This is a genomic window from Stutzerimonas frequens (assembly GCF_024448335.1).
In the GTDB taxonomy this organism is placed as follows: domain Bacteria; phylum Pseudomonadota; class Gammaproteobacteria; order Pseudomonadales; family Pseudomonadaceae; genus Stutzerimonas; species Stutzerimonas frequens.
In genome coordinates this window covers 155,423-181,710 of the sequence record NZ_JAMOHM010000004.1, presented here as the reverse complement: position 1 = coordinate 181,710, position 26,288 = coordinate 155,423, and the positions used below count along the sequence as shown (strand labels likewise).

Here is a 26,288-nt window from a genome sequence, read left to right as displayed (position 1 = left end):
GTGGGCGCTAGAGGCGCTGTTCGGCGAATCATTCGTTCGCTACCGCGCCCGCGTCCGCCGCTGGATCTGAGCGTTGTCAGTGGTAGTGGCTAGGAGACTTGCTATCGCGTCAGCCTGCGGCAGGTGCACTTGAGTTAGCTGAATTTTATCGTGACGAGCTGCTTATCTATATACCTGAAATATGTCGCAGGTCGAGGGCATAGCGCCAATAAGTGATATTCGGCTATTCGCTCTGTTAATACCTTGTTTTAATTGTAGCGCATAGTAAGCTTATGCTTCGCTGCAGTGATTGTCGGTCTGCTTGGTGTCGAGACAAACACTGCCGTCTAGCTCCATCTCGAGTGTCGAGTGGCTGATTTTGAATTGCTCATGGAGTACACGTTTCAAATCAGTCTTCACTCGTTCGATCCCAGGCAGACTCGCCTTCTTGATGACAACATGTGCTTCCAGTGCAATTGTATGCTCAGCGATTTCCCAAACATGCACGTGGTGAACGCCCTCGACGTCGTTTACTTGTTCCATGACATTGATTATATCAGCGACGGAAACGCCTTCTGGCGCGCCCTCCATTAACAGATGGATGGTTTTAGGCAGCATGCTAAAGCCTTGCCAGAGCACGTAGCCAGCAATCATCAGTGTCAGTACAGTATCCGCCCAGTACCACCCATACAGAAGTATCAATGTCCCGGCGATAACAACGCCGACGGAGGCCAGCGCATCCGACACATTGTGCAAGAATGCCGCCTTTATATTCATGCTGTTCTTGGACATTGTGTAGGTGAGAAAGGCCGTGACGATATCTACAACCAAGGCTATTCCCGCGACCACGACCACTGTCCAACCTTCAATGGGCTGCGGGGAAAACAACCGGCCTATGGCCTCGTAAATAAGATAGAGACCGACGATGATCAGGGTGACCAAGTTGATCAAAGCCGCTATGGTTTCACTGCGTCGATAGCCAAAGGTTTTAAATGCATCTGGCGGTCTGCGACCGATCTTACGTGCGATCAGCGCAATAACCAGTGATGCGGCATCGCTCAAATTATGTAGCGCGTCAGCAATGAGTGATAAGCTACCAGAGAGTATTCCACCGACTATTTGTGCCAGTGTTAATGCGGCGTTAACGCCTATAGCAGCAATTAGACGCTTATCGCCTATAGCTTCGGTGTTATGGTTATGTTCGTGGCCCATTGGTTTTTAACCACCCTTAAAAATCTAAAAAAAGACTAAGCACAGGAAGCCAAACGGTCGTCTATAGCAACAAATAAATATACTAGTGCCTTTGTACCGTCTGACACGGAGACAGCCTCCAAACCGTTGACAGAAATCCGACCATCATCGCCCGAGTTCGTGCGCCATTGCCTTCAATACGCCGATAACTGGCTAACCCTTGTCATGATCTGAATATGACAGATTTGTAATCTTCACATCATCTTTCGTGGTTCAAGCTGCACAGCGGAAGATTACATTTCAATAATGTAATGTTTGGCTCACACTGCCGTTATCTTCAGTCGCGCAAAATTCGTTAGAACCTGTAGAGCTCACCGGGAAAGCTCAACAAGCCACTTTGAATTTAGCGAGGACTGCCCATATGAATCTGTTGAAAGCTATTATTGTTGGATCGGTAATCTTCGGCTCCGCATTATCCTATGCAGGAGACGGCTACGATCGTTCAATGAAATTTAACGAAAAGTTTCGTGCAGAACAAAAACGGATTCACGAAACCGAGTCTGGTGAAGAAAAAATAGACGGACTAGAAGCTAAGAATCCGCGCCCGGATCAGAGCAATATGCAAATAAAGAAAGAATCCAAAACTGAATAACCGCTTCACCCGAACAATCTTCGCCTCCGATAGCTTCCGAATCCCGTTGGTAAAGCTGTATTTAAGCGCCTTTCGAGGCGCTTTTTTTGTTTCTCGATAACGTACCCGTCAGTCGTTACCAGCGCATTGGGGCCACAAATCCTTTCAGTGAACCCTTCGAAGCTTCGATTGGATATTCATAAAAAGGCCAGGCATCAAGCCTGGCCTACGTTGGGAGAAAACCAATATCAGCTCGCGTCCTCATCCTCTTCGTTGCGTTTCATGCGGCGCTGCAGAGCCGTGTAATAGAGCGCAGGCAATACCAGCAGCGTCAGTGCTGTCGAGGACAGGATGCCGCCAATGACCACGGTCGCCAGAGGCCGTTGGACTTCCGCGCCGGTCCCTGTGGCCAACGCCATTGGGACGAAGCCGAGCGACGCCACCAGCGCTGTCATCAGGACTGGGCGCAATCGCACCAGTGCGCCCTCACGCACAGCCTCGGATAAAGGCCGGCCTTCCTCTAGCAATCCTTTAATGAAAGCAATCATCACCAGTCCGTTGAGTACTGCCACACCCGACAACGCGATGAACCCGACGCCAGCGGAAATTGAGAGGGGAATGTCCCGGAGCCAGAGTGCAAGAATTCCCCCAGTAAGCGCGAACGGAATGCCAGTGAAGACGACCAGCCCATCGCGCAGTGTGTTGAACATCATGAACAGCAGCACGAAGACCAGCAGTAAGGCGACTGGGACGACCAGCTGCAGGCGCTTGGCGGCAGCCTGCAGCTGCTCGAACTGCCCACCCCACGTCGTCCAGTAACCGGGCGGTACCGGGTTTCGTTCAGCGATTGCTGCAGACGCATCTTGGACGAAACTGCCAATGTCACGCCCTCGAACGTTGGCGCTTACCACCACCAGACGCTTGCCATCCTCACGGCTGATCTGATTCGGGCCCAGCACGAATTCCAGCGTGGCAACCTCAGCCAGCGGGATAAAGTCGATTCGGTCGTTGGCAGCACCCGCTACCGCTGGCACCGGAATCGGCAGGCGAGCCAGCACATCCGGATCGGCACGCAGCGTATCGGAAAGACGAACAACGATGTCGAAACGACGGTCACCCTCAAAAAAGGTTCCGGCTTCCCGTCCGCCAATCGCGGCGGCGACGGTATCCTGCACATCGCCGATGTTGAGCCCGAAGCGTGCCGCCTTGTCACGATCCACATTGACGCTCAGCAATGGGAGGCCCGTCGTCTGCTCCACTTTAACTTCGGAAGCGCCTGGTACGTCTTGCAATATCGCCGCGATGTCATCAGCTGTTTTGTTGAGAACATCCATATCGTCCCCGAACACCTTAACGGCCACATCGCTGCGAACTCCGGAAATTAGCTCGTTAAAGCGTAACTGGATCGGCTGAGACATCTCATAGTTGCTGCCCGGCACAGATGCGGCCGCCTTTTGGATGTCCTCAATGAGCTGCTCGCGGGATTTGTCCGGATCTGGCCATTCTTCCTTGGGCTTGAGCATCACATAGCTGTCCGAAATATTCGGCGGCATCGGGTCAGCCGCGATCTCGGCGGTGCCGGTTCGGGCAAATGTACGCTTGACCTCCGGGACCTGCTCGGCAATTGCCTTTTCCAGCCGCTGCTGCATATCCACGGATTGGGAGAGGCTGGTCCCTGGAACGCGCAGAGCTTGAAGCGCAAAATCACCCTCGCTAAGGCTCGGAATGAACTCGCTACCCATTCGCATCACCAGCAGGGCAGACAGCAGCACGCTAGCGACGGCGCCACTGAATACCAATGTGCGATGACGCATGACCCAGTCGAGCACGGGCGCATAGCCATTGCGCGCCGCGCGCATCAGGCGGTTGTCCTTCTCTTGCACCTTACCGGTGACAAAAAGCGCAACAGCAGCGGGCACGAAGGTGACCGATAGAATCATGGCACCCAACAGTGCGATTACCACGGTGAATGCCATGGGGTGGAACATCTTCCCCTCGACACCAGTGAGCGCAAAGATGGGCAGGTAGACCACCATGATGATCAGCTGGCCGTAGATGAGCGGACGCCGTGCCTCCTTGGCCGCCGCGAATACTTCGTGGAAACGCTCGCTACGGGTCAGAATCCTGCCATGTTTTTCCTGCGCGTGGGCAAGCCGGCGGATGGCGTTTTCGACGATGACCACCGCACCGTCGACGATGATGCCGAAGTCGAGAGCCCCTAGGCTCATGAGGTTGGCACTGACTTTGTTGGTGGCCATGCCGGTGAAGGTGAACAGCATGGACAACGGGATGACCATTGCTGTGATCAGGGCTGCACGCAGGTTGCCGAGGAAGAGAAACAGCACGGCGATAACCAGGATCGCGCCTTCGATCAGGTTCTTGCGAACCGTGGCGATTGCCTTGTCTACGAGGTCGGTCCGGTCATAGACCGTTATCGCGCTTACGCCTTTTGGCAGGTTCTGGTTGATAATCTCCAAGCGCTGCGCGACGGCCTGCGACACGCTACGGCTATTTTCTCCTACCAGCATGAACGCGGTCCCAAGGACCACCTCGCGTCCATTGTCGGTGGCCGCGCCAGAGCGCAGCTCGCGACCGATCCCCACTTCGGCAATATCGCGTACCCGCACGGGCGCACCGCCTGCGTTGCTCAGGACGATATTGCCAATGTCCTCGGGGGAGCCGAGCTGGCCGGGTGTGCGGATCGACAATTGTTCGCCATTACGCTCGATGAAGCCGGCGCCGACGTTGGCGTTGTTACGTTCGAGCGCAACTACAAGTTGTTCCAGAGTGATTCGGTACGCGGCCATGCGCTTCGGATCGGGCGCTACCTGATACTCTTTGGCGAAGCCACCGATCGTGTTGATCTCGGCAACGCCTCGAACGTTTCGCAGCTGCGGCTTGATGATCCAGTCCTGGATTTCACGCAGGTCGGTCGGCGTGTAGGGCTGACCATCAGGACGGCGCGCCTCGGGCTCGGCCTCGACCGTCCAGAGGAAGATTTCCCCCAGGCCGGTGGAGATGGGACCGAGAGTGACCTCCACGCCCTGCGGAAGCTCGTTGCTCGCGGCCTGCAGCCGTTCACTCACCAATTGCCGGGCGAAATAGAGATCGGTGCCATCATCAAAGATTACGGTGATCTGAGCGAACCCGGAGCGCGATAATGAACGTGTCTGGCGCAGGTGGGGCAAGCCGGCCATCGCCGTCTCGATGGGGAAGGTAACGCGTTGCTCGGTTTCAAGCGGCGACGCGCCTGGGACTGCGGCGTTAATTTGAACCTGTACATTGGTGATGTCGGGCACAGCGTCGATAGGTAAGCGCTGATAGCTATAAACCCCGACGCCCGCCATGCCCAAGACCGCCAGCAGCACTAGCCAGCGCTGCTCGATGGCGAAGCGAAGAATACGTTCGAACATGAGTTAGGTATCCGGAGGATCAGTGAACGTGCTCGGCGGAGCCTTTGCCGAGTTCGGATTTCAGGATGAAGCTGCCAGCGGTCGCGATCTGTTGGCCGGCCTGCAATCCGTCACGAATTTCCACGCGATTTTCGTCGCGCTGGCCCAGCGAAACCGGGTGCGCCTGGAAGCCGTGCGGCGTGCGAACGAAAACCGTCGGCGCGTTTTCGACGGTCTGGACCGCCTCGACTGGAACCGTGACCGGAACACTACGTCCGTCGGCGCTAACTCGGACCGTCACGAAAAGACCGGGACGCCAAGCCCCATCGGGGTTGGCCAGGGTCACGCGGGCTGTCGCGGCACGCGTCTGCTCGCCCAGCAGGCTGCCCACATGGGCGACCTTCCCCATTGTTCGCACGCCTAGCTCGCCGGCAACAACTTCGACTTCTCGGCCGACGGTTACGCGCATCAAATCACGGGCAGGTACGCTGAACGTGGCCCAAACCCGCGACAAGTCAGTCAGTGTGAAGACGCTGGTCGTTTCATCCACACGCTCGCCCAGCACAATATGCTTCTCGACGACCACTGCATCGAAAGGTGCGCGCAGCTCGTAGCGGTTGCCTACGCCTGCGCCACTTCCGCCGCCCAGCGCCCGTGTTTTTTCTTGGGCATTACGCAAGTCGATTTCTGCTACGCGCAGGCTCTGCTGGGCCTGCAAATAGTCCTGTTCTGCAGAGATACGCTCCTGCCATAGGGTGCGCTCACGCTCGAACAAGGTGCGAGCCAGCCGGAGGCGCTGCTCGGCGGCAGCCAGCTCACTACGCTGCTCGGACAGCTGCTCGCTGGCGATAACCGCCAGCAACTGGCCCTTCTTCACTTGGTCACCCAGGTTGACCGAAACCGATTCGACAACGCCGGCCACACGGGGCACGACATGTGCGGTACGGTCTTCGTCGAAACGCAGCTCGCCCGGCAAAGATACAGACGAGCCGATTTCAGCCGGTCCGGCCTTGCTTAGCTGAATGCCTGCGGCACGTATCTGCTCTTCGGAAAGCTCAATCTCACCTTCGGCATGCGTTTCGTTGCCGTGCTCGTCCTCCTCACCGCCATGACCGCTTTCGTCACCATGGCCGTGGCCATCGCCTTCAGCGTCATGACCGTCTTCGTCCCCATGGTCGTTCTCAGATTCCTCGTGACCGCTTTCTCCATCCTCATGCGCGTGGCCATCCTCGGCGTGCTCAGCCTTGTTATCGCTGGCCTGCGCCTCAAGAACGAAGCCCTGTTTTACGCCAACGCCGGTCAGCAGTACCAAAGCGACCGCCAGAGCGATTCCCGTCTGTTTTTTCATGCAAGCTCCCCCACCGCCAATACGTAATGGCGGCGTTTCGGTCATTCGAAGGTAGTGGTAGGTCCGTACAGCCGCTCGATACGCGCCCAGGCGTCGACCACGGCTTGCAATGACTGCAGATAGCGCGTGCGTGCATCTATCAGCGCACGCTGTGCGTCGAGCACGTCGAGGAACGCGAAGCGGCCAAGACTGAAACCACGTGTGGCCGCTTCCACGGTTCGCTGTCCTGCCGGCAGTATCCGGTTGCGTATTTCCTCGACGTCTGCACGTGCGGTACGCCAGTCGCGAAGGGCCTGCTGGATCTCCGCACGAACGCGCAGCTCTGCCGCATTACGAAGATCACGCGCCTGCTCCGCCCGCCGTGCGGCCGCCAGAACATTGCCTTGGTTACGATCGAATAAAGGCAGCGGAACAGAGAGGCCGACGAGGTTGACGCGCTCACGCTCGATTTCGTCGTACTGGCTACCGATACTGACGCTTATGTCCGGGTAGCGCTGGCTTCGCTGAAGCCCCAGCTCGGCTTCACTCAAGGCCACTTGGCGCAGAGCCCTACGCATATCGGCACTCTCACGCACGCGCGCCAATAATGCAGATTCGCTAGGCACATCTGGCAGGTGTTCGAAACTGCCCAGCAAACTGCCAAACTCCGGTGCGTCGGTCCCGAGCAGGCGCGCTAGCATCTGTCGAGCGTTGTCCCATTCCTGGCGTGCTCGCCGCAGGTCCAGTTGTACGGTCGCCAGTTGCATATCGGCGCGCGTCGCCTCCACTGGCGAAACTTTTCCGGCATCGACCTGTGCATCGGCGACCTTAGCAGCCCGTTCGGCCAATGACAGAGAGGCCTCGGCCAGTCGCATGCCTTCTTGGGCGCGCAGGGCGGCGAAGAATGCCTGGATCACATCTGCACGTAATCCTTGGCGTCGAAGGTCGAGATCGGCATCCACCATCGAGCGATTAGCATCCGCCACGCCGATTCGAGCGCCGCGCTTGCCGCCCAACTCGATCGACTGGGTGATTGTAATTGAGCGGGTCTGGCGGTCGGACTGAGTGTCTTCCACCTCGAACCCTAATTCCGGGTTCGGGATAACCCCAGCTTGGCGGCGCAGACCGCTTGCGATGCCGATCTCCGACCGCGCAGCGGAAAATTCTGGGTTGCGTTCATACGCAAGGGACACGGCCCGCTCCAGTGTCAGACCGTCTTGCGCGCCCACCTCGAGCGACATTAGTGCCAGCCCGAGCCCAAGCAGCCCGCTAGCAAGCAGATACAAGCGTTTCTTTTGATACATACGCAACACTGCAGTGCAGTGCCCCCTTCGTCGATAGCGTTTCCTCAGCCGCACTAAACCGGCCAGATAGCTGATGGCTAAGCGGCGTGACTTTAGATAAGCGCGGATATCGGCCGGGTGACTACGACATTACAAATTTGTAATCCAAGGAATATCTGCGATTGCACCGCTCAAGATTACGAGATCGTCATTTTCCGCTAATCCTGCCGTCATCTTTAGGGGAAGAACATGGCCAAGCGCTAAAAATACAAAAAGGCGAAAGGCGTCATTCGAGCACTGACCTGCCGTACATAAGGAGCATTATCATGAGCAAAATGGCCGTTTTTTCATTGACAGCCGTTTCACTGGCATTGGGCAGCGCCCCAGTCTTTGCCCAATCGGAAACAGCGGAGGGCTTCATCGAAGGCAGCACGCTATCGCTGATAAATCGCAACTTCTATTTCAACCGGGATTTTCGTGACGGTGAGAGTGCCAACGGCAATGGCTACTCGGAGGAATGGGCCCACGGACTGATGGCCTTCTTCGAGTCCGGATATACTCAGGGCTCCGTAGGGGTCGGCGTCGACGCCTTTGCCATGCTTGGCCTCAAGCTCGACACTGGTTCGGGGCGCTCCGGCGCGGGCGGCAGCATCGACCTGGTGCCCCACAACAGCGCTGGCGATGCCGAGGATGATTTCTCTCGGGTGGGCGGCGCTGTGAAAGCACGGCTGCTCGATACCGAGATTAAGGCAGGCGACGTATTTCCCACCACGCCCGTCGTGCATTTCGGGGATTCACGACTATTGCCGGAGTCTTTCAAGGGCTTCACCGTCGTGAACAACTCTCTAGACGACCTCACTCTTCAGGGCGGGCGCCTGCACGCGATGAGCCAGCCCAACACCAGCAACATGAACGAAGACTTCGTCACCTTCTACGGCGGGGGTGTCGACGCGCCTTGGCTTGGCTACGCAGGCGGCGACTACAGCGTTAATGAAAATATCAGCCTTAGCCTGTATACCAGCCGGCTCAAAGATGCCTGGAACCAGCATTACTTCGGTACGTCGGCCACCTATCCGCTCTCCGATTTGGTCGCGCTGCTGGCCAGCTTCAATTACTACAAGGCAACCGACGAAGGTCGCGAGCTGCTTGGCGAGTTTAACAACAACATCTGGAGTACCAGCCTCGGTGTCGCCTTCGGCGCGCACACCGTCACGGCGTCCTATCAACGCAACAACGGTAACAACGACTTCGACTACTTGCGCCAAGCGGACTCGATCTACCTGAATAACTCCATCCAGTACAGTGATTTCAACTCACCTAAAGAGCAGTCCTGGATGCTGCGTTATGACCTGAACATGGCGGGTTACGGCATACCTGGGCTTACGTTCATGACTCGCTACGCCCGCGGCTGGGGCGCCGATTACAGCAACGCAAATGAGGTATATATGCGCCAAGACGATAACGGCGCGCCTCTGTCCGGACAGAAGCGCTGGGAACGCGACGTCGAAGCACGCTACGTTGTACAGACAGGCTCGTTCAAGGACCTCTCTCTGCGGGTGCGCCAGGCTACAACACGGGCGACTGCTTTCGAGTCCGACTACAATGAGGTTCGATTCATCGCCGAGTACCCGCTCTCGATCCTGTGAAGCACTACGAGCAACACCACATCTTCTTTTTGTGCTCCCTTGGTTTGAAGATGTGTTTCAGGCGCCCGTAGGGCGCCTTTTTTTGCTTAAGTGCACCTCCTTGCGCTGCGGGCCAACCAAATGACAGGTAGATTACAAATTTGCAAGACAGCCCCGCAGGACTTTTACCGCGTTAAAGTGCTTCCCGCTTCCCTAGGCTGATCTTTACGGCCAGCCTTCCATGCTGGGCAAGCCGCGTTAGTCTTGGCCTAGTTGCTACATGAATAATTTTTTGGTTCCGCTTACCGCGCACCTCATTGCTGAGTCATCTGAAAACATGCGCATTCTGGTTGTAGAAGACGAGATTAAAGCTGCGGAATACCTGCAGCAGGGTCTCATCGAGTGTGGTTACACGGTCGATTGCGTAAGTGATGGGCTCGATGGATTCCACCTGGCACTGCAGAACGACTATGACATCGTGCTGCTAGACGTGAATCTGCCAACCATGGACGGGTGGGAGGTGCTCGAACTCATCAGGCGACGTAAGCAGACACGCGTCATCATGCTGACGGCCAATGGCCGCTTAGAGCAAAAGGTCCGCGGCCTGGAGTCGGGCGCCGACGACTATATGGTCAAGCCGTTCCAGTTCCCCGAGCTGCTCGCTCGTATCCGAACATTGTTGCGGCGAGGCGAGGCGGTCGCACTCCCGAGCAATCTGCGTGTAGCCGACCTCGAACTCGACCCGGGCCGGCATCGGGCCTACAGGAGCGGTCAGCGTATTGATCTCACCAGCAAAGAATTTGCGCTACTGCATCTGCTCATGCGCCGGACTGGCGAGGTTCTCACGCGTACCGAAATAACCGCCCTGGTGTGGGACATCAACTTCGACTGCGATACCAATGTGGTGGATGTTGCAATCCGTCGCCTACGGATGAAGGTGGACGAACCCTTTGGCGATCGCCTGATACACACCATTCGCGGTGTCGGCTACGTGCTGGAGGCGCGGCCTTGAAGCCACTCAGCCTCGCATCGCGTCTCGCGCTTCAAATCACATTGACCGGCGCCGTCTTGGTCGCGCTGTTGATTGCACTGAGCTACTGGGTACTTGTGCGCCAACTGGAACTGCGCGCCCAGGAGGAAGTGACGGCCAAGCTCTCGCAGATCGATCATGGACTCCTAGAAGACACCAAAGCCCGTATGGGCCGCTCCTGGCAACACGCACTGAGCGATACGGTACTCGGCCATGACAACCTTTCGATTACCGTCATCGGCGATAGAGCCAAATCCCCCATTTTTAGTATCGGCCGGTTCGCCCATGCGCCGCAGCAGATGGATCTTGTGAACAGAGACGGTGAATACCTAGGCTGGACCACGGAAGACGGCGTGCAGATGCTAACCGGGCGCAAGCAAATACAGGTCCCGGGACTGGCTCCAATGACGCTTTTACTTACGCAAGATCGCAGTGCCGATCAACTGCTAGTGGCTGCATTCCTGCGCTCGGCCTTAGTGACTGTGCCGATGCTGCTGATGTTGATCGGGTTGGCTGGATGGCTAGTTGCTAACAACGGTTTGCGACCGCTTCGCAAGTTTCGGGCCTTGGCGACAAAGGTATCGACGCAGGATCTGTCACCCCGAATCCGCAGCGATCAGCTTCCACTAGAGCTTCAGGAATTGGCGCACAGCCTCAACGTAATGCTTCATCGACTCGATGACGGAGTTCAGCAACTGTCACAATTCTCGGACGATGTGGCCCATGAGTTGAAGACTCCCCTAAATAACCTGATAGGCAAGGCGCAGGTGACATTGGTGCGTGAGCGAAGCAAGGAGCAATATAGGGAAGTGCTCGAATCGTCGGTCGAAGAGCTCGAACGCATGGATCGAATCGTGTCAGACATGCTGTTTCTCGCCCAGGCCAGCCACGCCAGCCCAGCACTGAAACTCGAACAACTATCCCTGGGAAGTGAGGCGAATCGCGTCTGTGAATACCTCGAAGTCCTCGCCGAAGAAGCCGGAGTCGCAACGACGGTAACGGGCGATGCCATAGTTCTAGGAAATCGGCTTATGGTCCAACGGGCCATTTCCAACCTGCTATCCAACGCGTTGCGGCATTCGAATACTGGCAGCACGGTCGAAATTAAGATACTTGAGAAGGACATAGACATCGTCTCGCTGGCTGTCACCAATCATGGCGCGACTATCGAATCGGATCATCTCCCGCACCTGTTCGACCGCTTTTACCGCGTTAACGGCATACAACCTCGTGGGGCAGGATTGGGGCTAGCTATTGTCCGTTCAGTGATGAACCTCCACAAAGGCCACGTGGCCGTCGCCAGCAAAGACGGTCGGACCACATTCGAACTCACCTTTCCTCGGCACGCCTGATTCAAAGTGATACGGCTTGGTACCCACTCCCCATCAGACCAACGCCATACATTTAATGCATGCATGTAATGCATGCATGGCCTAATCGAGCGTGGGATGGTCTACAAAAACGATGATTTTAAAACAGAGCCGAATCGGCAGAAAGCGATGGTTAATTACTGCTTTGTAATGCGAAGAACATCTTCTGGTAAGGGTCAACCCTTTAATCTAAAGGTATCTACTAACCCAAGAGGGTAACAAATGAACCGCCCTGCTAAAGTAATCCTGCCGTTCTTTCTGGCCGCTGCTTCTTCGCTCGCTATGGCTGAAGACGGAGGGGAACTAACAATGCAGCGCCTTGAGAGTGCGTCAGTAACAAATCCCACCCTTAAAATACTTGTTAAAGAAGGTAAAGTGCTGAGCATAGCACCTGCAGGGACGACCGGTACGACCGGAATGATTCAGAGTTATAGAACTAACGGCAAAGTTCAAACGTACGAGATGAAGGTTAAGACCCCTGATGGGAAGATCCATACGGTTGAGTTTTTGAGCGCCCCGGTTGGTATAAACAACGGCTAACAGGCCAGTAAGCCCCAACGCCATTAATTTAATGCACGCGTCCTCGCTAATGCCAGCGAGAATTCCACAAGCCTCAACTTCCCGCCCATCACTGCAATTAGCCCGCAGTGATACGAGTTGTCGTTCGAGTGACTGCAGAGCGGTTATCTGCGACTTGACTTGAGAAATGTGTTCATCGAGCAAGGCATTAACGGCCGTACAAGGCTGGCGAGGGTCATCCTGGTAGCGTTGGAGTGCGTGAATCTCTGGAAGTGACAGATTCAGGATTCGGCAGCTCCGGATGAAGGCTAGCCGCTCGCCATGCTTCTCGGTGTAGACACGATAGCCGTTCGCCTGGCGATCAGGCGGTGGCAGCAAGCCCTGCTGCTCATAGAAGCGGATCGTCTGTGTATCAATCCCTATTAGCCTTGCTAATTGACCAATGCGCATCGTGTGAATCCTTATCGGCTCTGCATTATTGACCTTGTAGTAGCTATAGGGCTTTTAATGACCCCATCTTCGATTTCAAGTGGAGCCGTATCATGAGCAAGTCCGATGGTCCCTGCGGCTGCGATGCGACACCAGCCGCCGATGCCGGTGTGCAAAATCATTCCGATACGACGGGGCAATGGGTCAGTGTTTACGCCGTGCCCAAGATGGATTGTCCATCAGAAGAGCGAATGATCCGCTTGGCGCTGAATAGTTTGGACGGAATTCGGAAACTGACTTTTGATTTATCGGACCGTCGATTAGACGTCATGCATGACGGGGCCGTTGAGCCCATAACTACAAAGCTGGCGGCGTTAGGGCTAGGCGCCACACTTCAGAAAACCGTCACTGCAGACCCGGAGATGATTAAAGCCGTCGAGAATTCGGCGGAATCTACACAGGAGTCCCGCTCCCTACGTTTACTGTTAGGCATCAACGCCTTCATGTTCGTGGTAGAGATGACTGCTGGTCTGGTCGCCAGGTCCGCGGGTCTGATTGCCGACTCGCTCGACATGTTCGCTGACGCGGCAGTGTACGGCCTAGCCCTTTATGCGGTGGGGCGTAGCGTCAGCCTGCAGGTGCGTGCTGCACACCTTGCTGGTGTGCTCCAGCTGATTTTGGCTCTCGGCGTGCTCGTAGAGGTATTTAGACGCTTTGTATTCGGCAGCGAGCCCGAGTCGCTGATAATGATGGCCGTCGCATTCCTGGCATTGCTCGCCAACATGGGTTGTTTGCTGCTGATTTCCAAACACAGGGAAGGCGGGGCCCACATGAAAGCGAGCTGGATATTTTCCGCCAATGATGTGGTCATCAACGTGGGCGTCATAGTCGCCGGAGCGCTCGTCGCTTGGAGTGGATCCAACTACCCAGACCTGATTATCGGTACTGTTGTGGGATTCATCGTTCTCAACGGCGCTCGGCGTATTCTGGCGCTCAAGAGCTGAAGGAGCTCCCGTTACAGAAAAAGGGTGTCGTCATGCCTGTAAGCCATCCGGGTCTAGCGGCGACAGCTAGAACTGGCGACGCAGCTTTAGCCATTAACGGATGGTGGGTATTGCAGAACGTGGGCTGCAAAGTCCATCAGCGAGACGAAGCCGCACTGATCGGCTTTTCCTTCACGCTGTAGGTGGTAGCCCCGCATGCCTTGCCCAATTGGACCAAGCATATCGGCTTGCAACGTGTCACCGATCATTGCGATGGCGGAGGCTTCGCAGCCAAGCTGTTCGATCATCTGACGATAGATTGCAGGCTCAGGCTTTATTGCCCCAACCTCAAAGCTCCATCCGTAAACATCGAACGACGGCAGTAACAGTTTGGCTGGAATCGCATATGGGGCTGCGAGATTGGAGCACAACGCGAGCTTCAGGCCGGCGTTCTTTAGCTGATTTAGCGACTCCAACGCATCATCGAAAAGGCGAACGCTGGCCAGCTCGGTGAAAAGGTCGCTTTCAAGGCTAGCTAACTCAGAGTTGCTCAACTGCGCACCGAAATAATCGGCAGCTCCAGCCAAACCCAGATTTCGAGTCATCAGAGTCCGTGCGTCATCCGGCCTTGGTGTTCTGCCCTGAAGCCGCAGGTGCTGCATCAGTTGGCGGAAAGGATGGCGACGCTCATCTATCTGGAGAAGCGTGCCAAACACATCGAAAACTACTGCTTGTATCATGCCAGTACCACTACCGTTGGAGGCGAACCGACCACCCGAAGAGCGATGCCGCCCCTCAGTTTTCTGAACTGGATTTCTTCAGAGGTGGCACGAAGAAGATGGGTCTTTGCGGGGGCGCTATCAGGATATCTGTCGACTTGATGCTTGTGCCTTTTCGACGCCTTGTTTTGCCGTTCTTGTCGACCGCCAGCAGATCACCGGTCGCGACAGCAATGTCGAGTGCCTGCTTTACGCGAAGCTCGTCAGCCATGGTGTAGTTGGTCAATCCGCTCATCAGACCCAAAAAAGGTTGCCGTTCTACCTCCCATAGGCCCGCTATCCCTAGCAGCCGCCCATCGGCACGGGAAATTCGAGTAGGAATAGCCTTGCCTGTTCGCCAGTCGGGCTCATAGATCGCCACCGCAGGGATGATGCAGTGCTGTGCCTTCTTCCATGCCTCCCTGAATGACCGCTTGACCGAGGCCGTCTCAGAACGGGCGTTGTAGGTGGACCGTGCCAGCTTTTTGTCGGCCCAGAAGGGCAGGAGCCCAAACACTCCCACCTCAGCTTCAAATGGCAACACGGCGTCATCGTACGGGTCGACATTGCGAGGCTTGCGCAGGAACGGCCCGGCATAACCTGGCCACAATTCGAGCTTCTCCTGAGCGTCGAACTCGACACCAAACTCTTCTTGGAAACGCTCTGGGGTAGGGGCTTCGTAACGACTGCACATAACACACCTCTCATTCGTCACTGTGCTGCTCGGTGTTGCGGCCCGCAACGCCTTGGCGAGTGGGATCTATGATTAGGACAATCTCTCGCGGCACCCCGCTTACTGAGTACATCCTTATACTGAACGCCTGCCTCCGACGATGGTGAATGCATGTCGATAGATCAGCCCCTCCCTTTCTGGCGCAGAGCAGGAACATTTCTATGGGACTCAGTGCGTGAGGACTGTGGGTATCCTGCAACGCTCATGAAGCTGATTAAGAGCCCAGTCAAACTTAATTCGCCCATCCAGGAAACAGCAAAAGGTATTGGCGCAGGAGCGGTTGTTAGGTGGCACGACTTCGGATCTCTTATTTATGAGCGCGGGATATATCGCGACAAGCTGAATGGATGGACCCACTGCCGCACCTATGGTCGGTATGGCTCGACTAGCATCGAATGCGCCCCACTATTGCGCGTTGGCAGCGAGATGCAGATCCAACGGTGGCGGTGCGATATCCAACAGGTAGATGGCTTCTCCGCGTCGAAATCCGAACTCAAGGAGTTCGCCACCATGGATGACATGGTGGTAAGGAACTCACCCGAGATGATCGACGAGATATCTCCGGCGAAGCTGGCGAAGAATCTGGCCTGGGATGAAATTCGGATCATCAGCCACGTCGATCACGATTATTTCGCCACTTGGGCTTGGGACGGACGCGTCTTTCTGATGAACTCCGGCGGTTCGCATCACTTCGCAGCTGCCAAGTACATCGCGGCGCGGCTTGAACAGCCGGTTGAGCTGACCGGAACCTATAAGATCTACGGGTTATGTGAGCAGGCTATAACAGAACTCAGGCGTGAATACGGCATGTTCGTGTTGTCGCATGAGCCTGATGCTTGGTTGGGGTTCAACGAAGCTATGGCTCGCTTCAAGGCAACGTATTATTGGAAGACATTGCCCCGCCCGCACAACCACCAGCGTTGCGCAATTTTTTTACCGCTAAAGGAGAAGCGCTCTGCCATGGTTGCGAGGATTCTCAAGGAAAACAATTTCCAGGACCTAGGCGCTTACTTGGCTGGCCTAGCTGCCCAGTCACAAGCGGTCATCAACAAAGTCAATCCGCCATAATTAGGGTAGTCCAGACCTCAGCGCAACTATCCAATGATAGCTAGTGATCATCCTGACTCTCACAAAGTTTGAGATTGGGATTATCCAGCATCTCAGTTGTGAATACGTCGCCGGGTTTTTTGAGCATATAACCCTTCAGTGTTTTCGTTTTACGAGGTCCAAAGACTTCGCACGTCCAGATGTTATGTCCGTTGCTCTTCTTAACGTGAAGCTTCAGCTTTTCGAACGACTTTTGGACCTGCAGCCATGGCTGTCCTTCGCCAGCCCTCGCTGAGAAGAGGGTCGGATGCTCTTGGGCATACCTTCTGAATATTTCAGGAGTCACCAGAAAAGCCGTGCCGTTGACGGTGTGAACCTTGGCTTTTGCATCATTGATAATGATCTTGTGGGTTCCTACACCCACTTTTAGCCAGTGCATGAAAAGGTGACCTAGCGTGTCGCCGATCGGGCCAGCGATGGTAGCGGTCGCGGCAGTGTCTGACTGAGCTTCGACCTCGGACGCCGCCGGCATCGCCGGGGCGGGTACCGAATTGGTCGGCGCGTCACGCATATCCATCAGATCCAGAAGGTAGTCCGTATCATCTACCTCATCGGGTTGCGGTCCATGGTCACTTGCGGGTTCGTCCCCTTGAGGCTCTGCCGCAACGGCATCGCCGCCCCCGGCAGTAAGGCTGGGCTTTTCCTCCTGCGCTTCGGAAGCTGCGGCAGGGGCTGCTTCTTCGTTGAGGACTTGCACCGAGCCGCCAAAAGGCTCCGGGCGGTCTTCGCCAGCTGCCCATATGAGTGAAGGTGAAACTCTCAAGAACGTGAATGCGTTCTTCCATCCCGTAGGGCTCAGGATTTCGGCATCCCAAATAGCTTTGCCAGCAGGATTCGCAACAATCAGGCCGTTATCCTGAAAGACATTGAAGAGAGTGGAGTTGCGGTCCGGAACACCCTCAATCCCTTGGCTGAGGAGGTGAGCACGCAGCCGATCCGAAACGGTCTTGCTGACCAGCCAGATCGCATCGGCCGTGATCCAGCCATCGGAAGCGTCTGGCTGATTCAACTTGAGCTCGTTCTTCACCAGGTAGCGCAGCCCATCGAGGAGCTGACGCTGAAGAGTGTTACGCGGTGCTGCCACAGCTCTGTCTGGATTGCCGCCAAGCTCATGGGCGACCGACGCCTGGTCAGACCTTACAACGATGTCCCCAAGAACCCCAGCGTGCTCAAACTGGCCAGCCAGTACGTACAGCAAAGCACCCCAGAGCTCTGGATTGGATGAGATCCATCCGATACCATTCAATCAATGTACCCATAGAACGCATACGCGGAATTCGTGTGTGCGTTGATTCGTGAGCGGCAGAGAGAGGGCATTCATTGGTGAAGCAGCGCTGCGGGGTTTAAGAGTGCTCAGCGAGCCTGCTCGAAGAGCCGGCGCCGTGCTGAAGCACGTGAACCGAAACGCCGCTCTGGCCCGGTAGCTGCCAGTCGTCACCGGCGGCAATCGGCCAGAAGCGAGCATTGAATAACGTAAGCTTTATTTGTGCAGTTCTATGGTTAACCGAAACACTCTGCCAATGTCTCGCGCTAACGCTTGTAAAAGCACCGGAGCTTGCTGACAGGCTTCATCGAGGGTCATAGGACCGGAGGCAATTGAAAAAGCGGCATCAATACCGTGTGAGTAGAGATCGGCGTACCCCTCTCCCAGCGTGCCGGCCAGAACGAAAACTGGAACATGATATTGGCGCGCAATCCGCGCCACCCCAAAGGGCGTCTTCCCACGCAGGGACTGCGCGTCACAGCAGCCCTCTCCGGTGATAACTAAATCCGCATCCTCAATGTGCCGTGCTAGTTGAACCAGATCTGCCACCATCTCGATACCAGGACGAAATCTAGCTTGGAGAAACGTGCGCGCCGCGAAGCCGAGACCGCCTGCTGCGCCGGAGCCCGGATAATTACGCTCGTCCTTACCGAACAGCGCTTGGCAACAATCAGCAAAGTGAGCAAGAGCGGCGTCCAGTGCGGCTAACTCCGTTTGAGTGGCGCCTTTCTGCGGTCCGTAAGTATGCGAAGCTCCGGTGGGGCCGCATAGCGGGTTGTCAACGTCGACCATCACTTCGAAATCCACCTCAACGAGGCGGGGATCCATGTTGCTGACGTCGATTCTTTCCAGTCTTGCCAATGCTTGCCCGCCAGGCGGCAATGGCGACTGGTCTGAATCCCGAAAACGTACACCAAGCGCCTCCAGCATGCCGGTGCCGGCATCGTTGGTAGCACTGCCGCCCAAGGTAAGCACAATACATCGCGCACCCATATCTAAGGCTTCGAGAATTAACTCACCGGTGCCGCGACTCGAGCTCAGGCAAGCATTTCGCTGTGCGACAGGGACTAGTTGAAGGCCGCTGGCCTCCGCCATTTCGATGATCGCGGTGCGCGATTGCGGAAGCCAGGCCCAGCTTGCGTCAACTATATCGCCCAGCGGCCCAGTGACTAGGCTGTTGCACCGCTCACCATCGACAGAAGCCAGAATTGCATCCAGCGTACCTTCACCGCCGTCTGCCATCGGACACTTGACCAGCTCGGCCTCGGGAAACACTTCCTCTAAGCCAGCCTGAATCACATCAGCGACCTCTGCTGCACTCAGGCTATCTTTGAACGAGTCGGGGGCAATGACGATTTTCATATCAATCTCCGATCAGCGAGCATCCTTGCTGCCTAGGCTTCCAAGTGACGCTTGGTCAATACGAGCGTGGCCAAACGAGGCTTACGACGGGAAGAATGGGAAGAACACCAGCAACAAAGGAATTGCGATGACTCCGGCTACGAGGATCAGTGGCAGGCCGCACTTCATATAGTCAGCGAACTTGTAACCGCCGGCAGACAGCACCATTAGGTTCGCAGGCATGCCAATCGGGGTCGCGTATGCGCACGAACCGCCAATCACGATGGCCATCAGCACAGCTCGTGGGTCAGCACCGAGATTGGCAGCGATCGACATACCGATTGGCACCAACAGTGCGGTGGTAGCCGTGTTGGACATGAAGTTGGTAAGTGCGCATGAGATGAAGAAGATCACCACGAGCAACAGGACTGGCGAGGGTTCTGATCCGAGCAGTGCCATGATGTTCGACGCCACTGTCGCCCCTGCACCGGTCTGTTCTAGTGCGCTTGCCAAGGCCAAGGTGCCGCCGAAGATGAAGATCGTCTGAGTGTCGATTGCCCGGTAGGCTTGCTTTTCGGTCAAAACACCTACTAGAACCAGAAACGCCGCGCCAACGCAGGCAGTGATATGCAGCGGTATGCCAATGGCGCTCTCGAATACCATGCCGAGAATCGTCGCAACCATCACCATGAGTGAGATGACCTGCTTCCACTTAGGTACGGAGCTGAAATCCCGGGTGACTTCAGTTTCGCCAGCGATTGCTTTTGATGATCCCGCCGGTAACAGGCGGTGGCCAAAGAAGGCGAAGTAAATGATGCCGCCAGCCAAGAGCGGCAAACCAATCTTCGCGTACTCGAAGAAGCTGAACTCGAGACCAACATTCTGCAAGGCGCTCTGTGCAATCAGGTTTCCTGGTGCGCCGATCAGCGAGAGGTTTCCCCCCATCGCCGCTGCGAACACTAGAGGCATCAACAGCCGCGAGCGCGAAAACCCGGACTTTGCGGCGATGCCGATTACAACCGGGATCAGTATGGCTGCCGTGCCAGTATTGGAGAGGACTCCTGAGAGCAAGCCGACAATGACCATGATTGCAACGATCAGCTGCCGCTCGGTCTTGGCAAAACGTGTGACCAATCCTCCGATACGGTTCGCCATTCCGGTTTCGAACAAAGCGCCGCCGACGATAAACATGCCGACGAATAGAATCACATTAGTGTTGATGAAGCCGTTGAACGCTGATTTCGCATCAAGCACGCCAGTCAACACCAGCGCCAAGCAGACAATGATGGCGGTTAACGCCAGCGGTATCCGCTCCCAGACGAACATGATGGTTGCGAAAAGCAGTAGGGCCAGGGTTATTTCGATAGGGCTCATTCGGTTCCCTCCTTGGTTCAGGAGGCTCCATATGGTTATTTTTGTAATGGATGCCTGGCGCATCTGAGCGCCAGGCAGAGCAGCGAGTGACTTCGGAAAACTAACGCGCGCGGAAGAGGTCGCGACGCTTCGAAGCTCGGTTTCTAGCGTGCAAGTGCCGCCAGAACAGCATCGGTCACCTGTCGAGTCGTGGCGGTTCCACCCAGATCGGGGGTATGCAAGCCACTGGCCGTGACCTCCTCAATTGCTCGCATCAGGTGCTCACCGGCTTTCTTCTCACCCAGATGCTCAAGCATCATCACCGCAGTCCAAAAAGTCGCGATGGGGTTGGCAATGCCCTTTCCAGTGATATCGAACGCAGAGCCGTGAATGGGCTCGAACATTGACGGGAAGGTTCGGTCGGGATTGAGGTTGGCCGTCGGCGCTATCCCCAGGCTGCCAGAAAGGGCTGCGGCCAGATCCGAGAGGATATCGGCATGAAGGTTTGTCGCCACGATGACGTCAAGCTTTTCAGGCTTCAGTACCATTGTGGTAGTAACCGCATCCACTAGTTCGCGGTTGGTACGCACATCCGGATAGTCCTTCGCCACTTCAGCGAATACTTCGTCCCAGAGCACCATTCCGTGGCGCTGGGCGTTCGACTTGGTTACGAGAGTCAAATGCTTTGCAGGACGACTGCGCGCAAGTTCAAAGGCAAAGCGATGGATGCGCTCTACCCCTATGCGGGTGAAGGTGGAAACCTCAGTGGCAACCTCTATTGGCAGGCCCTGGTGAACCCGGCCGCCACTGCCGGAGTACTCGCCCTCCGAGTTCTCCCGCACGATAACCCAATCAATAGCTTGGCCATTGCTAAGCGGGCTCTTTACACCCGGTAGCACGCGCGCCGGACGCACATTGGCGTACTGATCGAAGCCTTGGCAGATGGGCAGGCGGAGCCCCCAAAGCGAAACATGATCAGCAACCTTTAGGCTACCGACGGCGCCGAAGAAGATCGCATCAGCCTTCCGGATTTCGGCCAGCCCACCTTCAGGGATGTAGTGGCCATGCTCGATATAGAACTCGGAGTCCCAAGGGTAGTGCGTGACATTAAAACTGAAGCCGCCCAAGCGCTGGGCCAAGCTTTCGAGGATTTCCAAACCTGCGGCAATTACTTCGGTGCCGATGCCATCGCCAGGGATGGCCGCGATGTTGTAGGTCTTCATGCTGCGCTCCACTTGTTTTTATGTAGGAGGATGACCGCGATGCTGCGACGAGCCGAGTATAAGCAGTGAAAACAAACAGATTGATCGCCTTAAAATCACAACTTTAGTGAATCCAGGTTATCAATATCTGGCGAGCAATGACGGAATCCAGCCGCTGGATTGGCTAGCAGCGCGGCGATGCCGTTGAGCAGGGAAAGTCAGCTGGAATCCAGCGATGAGCAGAACCAGCGTCAGGAGAACAATGACCGAGACGGCCTGTACCGGGGGCTTTGCTGAAAGATGGGCGACGATGCGCCGCACGAGGTGCGGCGCTGGTGGATCAACTGCGCGGCATGCAAAGGCCGTATATGCCGGCACAAGTCTATTCGTTGAGGTTGAGGTACTCGCGCGCCCAGGTCACGTAGTTATCTGGGTTGGTGTATCGAGCCACCAACTGCGAAGCGGTGAGGTTGCTGTCGACAGCAATGCCGCGTTGTTCGCGAAGGCTGTCATAGGTCGCCTTTACTGCCGAGAAAAATGCAGCGTGGCCATTTACGATGATACGTACACCTAGCTCGGCCAAGCGCCGGTCGTCTCGTAGATCCGGATTGCCATAGGTGACCAGCATCAAAGGTATACGCAAGCCATCGGAGATCATTTCGAGTTGATCGAAATCCTTCACGCCCACCAAGCATATGGCGTCAACGCCAGCGTCTTGATAAGCGCGAGTTCGATGAATTACCTCTTCCTGCGTCTGGGCATTGGCATTCGTGCGTCCGATTATCGCAAGAGCACTATCCACACGCGCAGCCAGGGCTGCGCGCAACTTGCCGATGCCTTCCTCAACGCTAATCAGATCATACGATTTGCGGCCGAAGTGGGCAGGTAGCAGCGTGTCTTCGATTGTCAGCGCCGACACGCCCGCACGCTCCAGTTCTGCAACCGTGCGCATGGTGTTGAGGGCGTTGCCGTAGCCATGGTCAGCATCGGCAATTACTGGAAGGCGTGTGACTCGGCCGATGCGCGTCGCCTGCTCTGCGAACTCGCTTAGGCTGATCAGTGCGATGTCAGGCGCGCCTAGAACCTGAAGGGACGCGACCGAGCCACCGAGAATTCCCACCTCGAAACCAAGATCAGCGGCGATACGCGCCGACAATGGATCGAACACCGAGGCAGTGTGATGACATGTTGGAGTAGCAAGCAGCGTGCGAAACGCATTGCGCAGCTCGTGGTGACTGGAGGTGCTCATGGTCATATTTCCCAGATCGAATGCTGGGCAACTGTCCTCAGGACTTGTGCCCAAGGGTGTGGGCAGCCGGAACGGTTCGCCGTCGGCTATGCCACGAATAAGTGAAGATGAAATTCGCTGTTCGGCGGTCTGGCGCCAGGGGTTTCACGGCCTGACAGCCGTGAAAGCCCCTGCCAGGGTGGTTTACTTGATGAATCGAACCTGGCTGTTGATCTTCTCGATCACCGAACTCTTGCGCTCGTTGAAGCGCACCTTGTTCTGTTCAAACAGGTTGTTGCCCTTGGTGTCGATAGAGATGATCAGCGGGCCGAACTCCCGCACGCGATTTACCCACAGGGTTTCTGGCATGCCGAGATCCTGCCATTCGGCACGCTCAATCTCTTCCACCTTGGTTGCTGCTAGCACCGCGCAGCCGCCAGGGAAAACCGCATGAACCGCCTTGTTCTCCAGGCAACCAGTTGTGGTTTCCGGGCCCATACCCCCTTTGCCAATAATCAGCTTGACTCCGGTCTGTTCGATGAAGGCCTTCTCGAACTTCTCCATGCGCATACTGGTGGTAGGGCCGATGGATACCATTTCAAAACTGCCATCGTCCTTCTTACGCACAATCGGCCCGGCGTGAAAGATCGCTCCGCCACGCAGATCGACTGGCAGCTCGCGCTTGAGCTCGATCAGTCGCCGATGCGCCACATCGCGGCAAGTTACCAGCTGGCCTGTCAGGTAAACGATGTCGCCAACGTTGAGCGCCGCCAGGTCTTCATCCTTGATCGGAGTGGAAAGAATCTTTTTCACAGAACTACTCCTTCATGAGAAAGGATGTCGTAAGACAGGTCGGCATTAATGCGGATCTTGCCGCGCCGATGCGCCCAGCACCCGGTTGAGACAGCGACGCCAATTGTGGAGGGGTGACGCGCAGAGGACTCGATGTTGACGCCCATCACGCTGCTGTTACCACTCAGCCCCTGCGGGCCAATGCCGATCTCATTGAGGCCTTCCTCAAGGAGCTTCTCCATCATTGCGGCATTTTCATTCGGGTGGCTGGAATCAACCGGGCGCAGAATTGCGCGCTTGGACAGGCGAGCCGCTGTCTCTACCGAGGTGGACACCCCGACTCCCACTAGCAGCGGAGGACAAGCATTGATACCGCGAGAGGTAATTACATCGAATACAAACTCGGTCACGCCCTCATAGCCCTGACCGGGCATCAATACCTTGGCTGAACCTGGAAGAGTGCAACCGCCACCTGCCATATACACGTCAATCAGCGCGTAATCGGCGTCGGGGATGATTTCCCAATCCAGCCATGGAATCTTCGAGCCGGTATTCGTGCCGGTGTTCTTCTCGTCGAAAGTCTCTACGGCGTTGTGACGCAGCGGCCCTTTCTTCGTCGCCTCCAGGGTAGCGTTCTGAAGGATGTCCTCCAGCTCGCCAAGGAGTGGGAACTTCGCACCGGCAGAGATGAAGTATTGGATTACCCCGGTATCCTGACAGCTGGGACGGTCTAGCTTGTCCGCATAGTCTTGGTTCTCGGCCATCGAGTCGTAGATTTCGATGGCCAGCGAATTGGTCTCCGCTGAACGCAATTTGGCAGTCTTTTCTTTAACGTCAGTCGGCAGCCGCTTACCAATGTAAGCGGTAAACTTTGCCATCACGTCAGTCAGCGACTGGACAGCTAATTCGTTATCCATTTTTTGTTTTCCTCATCTGCATCAAAGGCTAATGGGCTTGCATCGTTGCGTAGCTAGGCAAAACAAATCCGAAGCGAATTGCCTGGACTAGACACGAAGGCTGGGTGGTGCGCCGCACGGGGCGCGGTGTGACTTCTTGCCGTAGCCATGAACGCGTGCTCGGAGTAGGCAAGCTCGGCGAGCTCACCGGAGCGCGGTTGAGGCTGGCCTCACAAGGCGTACAAGCTCCATATCTGCGGTCCGCGCACAGAAACTGCGGACGCATGATTTGCATGAAGTCGTCTGGCCATGCTCTTCCTCCAAAATTATTGTTTTGAGCAAGAATGGGGCAGCACCGATAACTGCCTGCTGCACGTCGAGACCCACCTCGCTCGCAGAACGATTGAGCTGAGCACTGGTGCGTGGGGGACAAAGTAATGGTTTTCTTTGAGGCGTGTAATACAATGAAATTAACTTCATTGTTTCTTTAGAGTTAACTATGAACCCTGTATCCGAGCTCGCCTTCTTTTCACAGCTCGTCCGTTTGGGCAGCCTTGCGGCAACCGCGCGCGAGCTCAATCTGACGCCCCCGGCGGTATCAAAGCGACTGGCACAGTTGGAGCAGCGCCTCGGTGTCCGGCTGCTGAATCGCACCACGCGTAGCATTAGCCTCACAGCTGAAGGCGAGCTGTATCTGGACAGCGCTCAGCGCATCCTTCGAGAGATCGAGGAAATGGAGCGCCAAGTGTCCAGCAGCCGTGCCCTTCCCAAGGGCCTTCTGCGCGTTAATGCACCTCTAGGTTTCGGGCGCACGCATGTCTGCCCAGCCATTTCTTCGTTTGTCCGGCGCTATCCGGAGGTTGAGGTGCAACTCCACTTGAGCGATCGGCCAATTAACTTGCCGGACGACGCCATCGACGTCGCTATTCGCTTCGGTGACTTGCCTGACTCCCGGCTAATCGCACGAAAGATTGCGGCGAACCGGCGCAAGCTGTGTGCTGCTCCGTCTTACCTAGCTACCCATGGTCGCCCTCTAACCCCAAAAGATCTGATGCAGCACAACTGCATCGTGCTGCGCCAGAATGATTCAGCTTTTGGCGTGTGGCGACTCAGTCGGGGGAAACAGAGCGAAGCGATAAAGGTTCGAGGCAACCTCAGCACAAACGATGGGGAAGTGGCCTTGAACTGGGCGTTGGAGGGACACGGTATTCTGATGCGCGCCGAATGGAACCTCGCCAACTACTTGAGCAACGGCCGCTTGGTGGAGGTGCTGACAGACTACGAAACACCGCCTGCAGATATTTACGCCGTTTACCTTGAGCGCCTAAACCTGTCTGCGAAGGTGTCTTTCTTCATTGAGCATCTGCGCGAGTTCTTCAGCCTCAACAGCGATGGCTTTTATGCTTCAGTTTAAGAAGCCAGCCTCGGGCGCGCCTGGCTAACCTAACATCGGTGACCGGTTTTGGCCGATTGCAGCCAATGACGACAGGCAGCTTCCCGGCCAGAACCGGACATTCAACAAGGTTTTACTTTGAGATTTGGGGGCGCCTACAAAGCAGGGGGGCGACAACCAGCGAGTGTCGCGATGCGCTGTGGTTTAGTGCGTCAAAGATAAGTGTCTCCTGGGTCGCGACGGGGCCCGCACGCTCGAAGCGAAGCAAGCCAGCGTCAATCGGCTCGCCCGGCTGGTGCTCCTTCCACAGCCACGCTCATACCTCTCAGTCGGCTACCCTCGAACGCCGCTCTTCCAACTTTTGCTCGATGCGTCTCCACGCTCTGCGAAGTCCAAAACGCAGGTGGGAGAACCGGGTCCGGTCGCGCATGCGGCGTAACCAAAAAGCCGGACGAGCCCGCA

Annotated in this window: 21 protein-coding genes and 1 pseudogene; 8 read left to right on the top strand and 14 right to left on the bottom strand. The window is 56.2% G+C overall.

The features are described 5' to 3' along the window. Positions 1-270: 270 nt before the first annotated feature. Entirely contained in the window at positions 271-1,191 is a 921-nt protein-coding gene (locus NAO55_RS07710; RefSeq protein ID WP_011914465.1) for a cation diffusion facilitator family transporter, read from the bottom strand. A gap of 400 nt (positions 1,192-1,591) precedes the next feature. On the opposite strand from NAO55_RS07710, the gene NAO55_RS07705 reads away from it, so the two are divergent. Next, positions 1,592-1,822, top strand: coding sequence for a hypothetical protein (locus NAO55_RS07705; RefSeq protein WP_003282470.1), 231 nt, complete (start codon positions 1,592-1,594; stop codon positions 1,820-1,822). Between the two features lie 227 nt (positions 1,823-2,049). On the opposite strand, the gene NAO55_RS07700 is transcribed toward NAO55_RS07705, so the two are convergent. Genes NAO55_RS07700 through NAO55_RS07690 form a run of 3 tightly spaced genes read right to left on the bottom strand, consistent with a single transcriptional unit; the run spans position 2,050 to position 7,824 of the window. Next, complete coding sequence (locus tag NAO55_RS07700) at positions 2,050-5,214, bottom strand: CusA/CzcA family heavy metal efflux RND transporter (protein WP_019405741.1); 3,165 nt, start codon at positions 5,212-5,214, stop codon at positions 2,050-2,052. Positions 5,215-5,233: 19 nt separating this feature from the next. Continuing rightward, positions 5,234-6,541 carry an efflux RND transporter periplasmic adaptor subunit gene (locus NAO55_RS07695; protein ID WP_013982155.1) on the bottom strand — a complete coding sequence of 436 codons (1,308 nt, stop codon included), beginning with the start codon at positions 6,539-6,541 and terminating at the stop codon, positions 5,234-5,236. A gap of 41 nt (positions 6,542-6,582) precedes the next feature. Beyond that, the gene (locus NAO55_RS07690) at positions 6,583-7,824 is read right to left on the bottom strand and encodes a TolC family protein (protein WP_068506209.1); all 1,242 of its coding nucleotides are present in this window, start codon (positions 7,822-7,824) and stop codon (positions 6,583-6,585) included. 305 nt (positions 7,825-8,129) lie between these two features. On the opposite strand from NAO55_RS07690, the gene NAO55_RS07685 reads away from it, so the two are divergent. The 4 genes from NAO55_RS07685 to NAO55_RS07670 all read left to right on the top strand — a co-directional run bounded on the left by NAO55_RS07685 (position 8,130) and on the right by NAO55_RS07670 (position 12,368). After that, positions 8,130-9,449 carry an OprD family porin gene (locus NAO55_RS07685; RefSeq protein ID WP_068506210.1) on the top strand — a complete coding sequence of 440 codons (1,320 nt, stop codon included), beginning with the start codon at positions 8,130-8,132 and terminating at the stop codon, positions 9,447-9,449. Between the two features lie 316 nt (positions 9,450-9,765). Further along, entirely contained in the window at positions 9,766-10,440 is a 675-nt protein-coding gene (locus NAO55_RS07680) for a heavy metal response regulator transcription factor (RefSeq protein ID WP_013982153.1), read from the top strand. Then, positions 10,437-11,810 carry a heavy metal sensor histidine kinase gene (locus NAO55_RS07675; RefSeq protein ID WP_014597623.1) on the top strand — a complete coding sequence of 458 codons (1,374 nt, stop codon included), beginning with the start codon at positions 10,437-10,439 and terminating at the stop codon, positions 11,808-11,810. Before NAO55_RS07680 ends, NAO55_RS07675 begins: the two co-directional genes overlap by 4 nt. Before the next feature lie 240 nt (positions 11,811-12,050). Beyond that, positions 12,051-12,368, top strand: coding sequence for a co-regulatory protein PtrA N-terminal domain-containing protein (locus tag NAO55_RS07670; RefSeq protein ID WP_019405735.1), 318 nt, complete (start codon positions 12,051-12,053; stop codon positions 12,366-12,368). Positions 12,369-12,410: 42 nt separating this feature from the next. On the opposite strand, the pseudogene cadR reads toward NAO55_RS07670, so the two are convergent. Beyond that, a pseudogene (cadR, locus tag NAO55_RS07665) lies at positions 12,411-12,797 on the bottom strand (Cd(II)/Pb(II)-responsive transcriptional regulator); the annotation flags it as partial. 92 nt (positions 12,798-12,889) lie between these two features. On the opposite strand from cadR, the gene NAO55_RS07660 reads away from it, so the two are divergent. Beyond that, entirely contained in the window at positions 12,890-13,780 is an 891-nt protein-coding gene (locus NAO55_RS07660) for a cation efflux transmembrane domain-containing protein (protein ID WP_011914454.1), read from the top strand. 86 nt (positions 13,781-13,866) lie between these two features. Here the strand turns inward: NAO55_RS07660 and NAO55_RS07655 are convergent, their stop codons facing one another. Both NAO55_RS07655 and NAO55_RS07650 read right to left on the bottom strand, forming a co-directional pair. Beyond that, positions 13,867-14,499 (bottom strand): HAD family hydrolase, encoded by a 633-nt coding sequence (locus tag NAO55_RS07655; protein WP_011914453.1) that lies wholly within the window; start codon positions 14,497-14,499, stop codon positions 13,867-13,869. A 55-nt stretch (positions 14,500-14,554) separates the two neighbouring features. Beyond that, positions 14,555-15,211, bottom strand: coding sequence for an SOS response-associated peptidase family protein (locus NAO55_RS07650; RefSeq protein WP_102838575.1), 657 nt, complete (start codon positions 15,209-15,211; stop codon positions 14,555-14,557). A gap of 243 nt (positions 15,212-15,454) precedes the next feature. Between NAO55_RS07650 and NAO55_RS07645 the strand changes: the two genes are divergently transcribed. Then, complete coding sequence (locus tag NAO55_RS07645) at positions 15,455-16,318, top strand: DUF6685 family protein (protein WP_020307701.1); 864 nt, start codon at positions 15,455-15,457, stop codon at positions 16,316-16,318. A 40-nt stretch (positions 16,319-16,358) separates the two neighbouring features. On the opposite strand, the gene NAO55_RS07640 is transcribed toward NAO55_RS07645, so the two are convergent. From NAO55_RS07640 to ttdA, 7 genes are all read right to left on the bottom strand, one after another. Beyond that, complete coding sequence (locus NAO55_RS07640) at positions 16,359-17,603, bottom strand: helicase/relaxase domain-containing protein (RefSeq protein WP_079328581.1); 1,245 nt, start codon at positions 17,601-17,603, stop codon at positions 16,359-16,361. A gap of 234 nt (positions 17,604-17,837) precedes the next feature. Then, on the bottom strand, positions 17,838-18,983 hold the full coding sequence (locus NAO55_RS07635; RefSeq protein ID WP_102838574.1) for a glycerate kinase: 1,146 nt from the start codon (positions 18,981-18,983) through the stop codon (positions 17,838-17,840). 81 nt (positions 18,984-19,064) lie between these two features. Next, positions 19,065-20,336, bottom strand: coding sequence for an SLC13 family permease (locus tag NAO55_RS07630; RefSeq protein WP_102838573.1), 1,272 nt, complete (start codon positions 20,334-20,336; stop codon positions 19,065-19,067). A gap of 143 nt (positions 20,337-20,479) precedes the next feature. Next, on the bottom strand, positions 20,480-21,538 hold the full coding sequence (locus tag NAO55_RS07625; RefSeq protein ID WP_102838572.1) for a tartrate dehydrogenase: 1,059 nt from the start codon (positions 21,536-21,538) through the stop codon (positions 20,480-20,482). A gap of 361 nt (positions 21,539-21,899) precedes the next feature. Further along, positions 21,900-22,766, bottom strand: a complete 867-nt coding sequence (locus tag NAO55_RS07620) for an isocitrate lyase/PEP mutase family protein (RefSeq protein ID WP_102838571.1) — start codon at positions 22,764-22,766, stop codon at positions 21,900-21,902. 183 nt (positions 22,767-22,949) lie between these two features. After that, the gene (gene ttdB / locus NAO55_RS07615; RefSeq protein WP_084899591.1) at positions 22,950-23,558 is read right to left on the bottom strand and encodes a L(+)-tartrate dehydratase subunit beta; all 609 of its coding nucleotides are present in this window, start codon (positions 23,556-23,558) and stop codon (positions 22,950-22,952) included. Beyond that, positions 23,555-24,454 carry a L(+)-tartrate dehydratase subunit alpha gene (gene ttdA / locus NAO55_RS07610; protein WP_014852411.1) on the bottom strand — a complete coding sequence of 300 codons (900 nt, stop codon included), beginning with the start codon at positions 24,452-24,454 and terminating at the stop codon, positions 23,555-23,557. The genes ttdB and ttdA overlap by 4 nt, the downstream gene beginning before the upstream one ends. Positions 24,455-24,932: 478 nt before the next feature. On the opposite strand from ttdA, the gene NAO55_RS07605 reads away from it, so the two are divergent. Further along, entirely contained in the window at positions 24,933-25,847 is a 915-nt protein-coding gene (locus NAO55_RS07605; RefSeq protein ID WP_102838570.1) for a LysR family transcriptional regulator, read from the top strand. Positions 25,848-26,288: the final 441 nt, after the last annotated feature.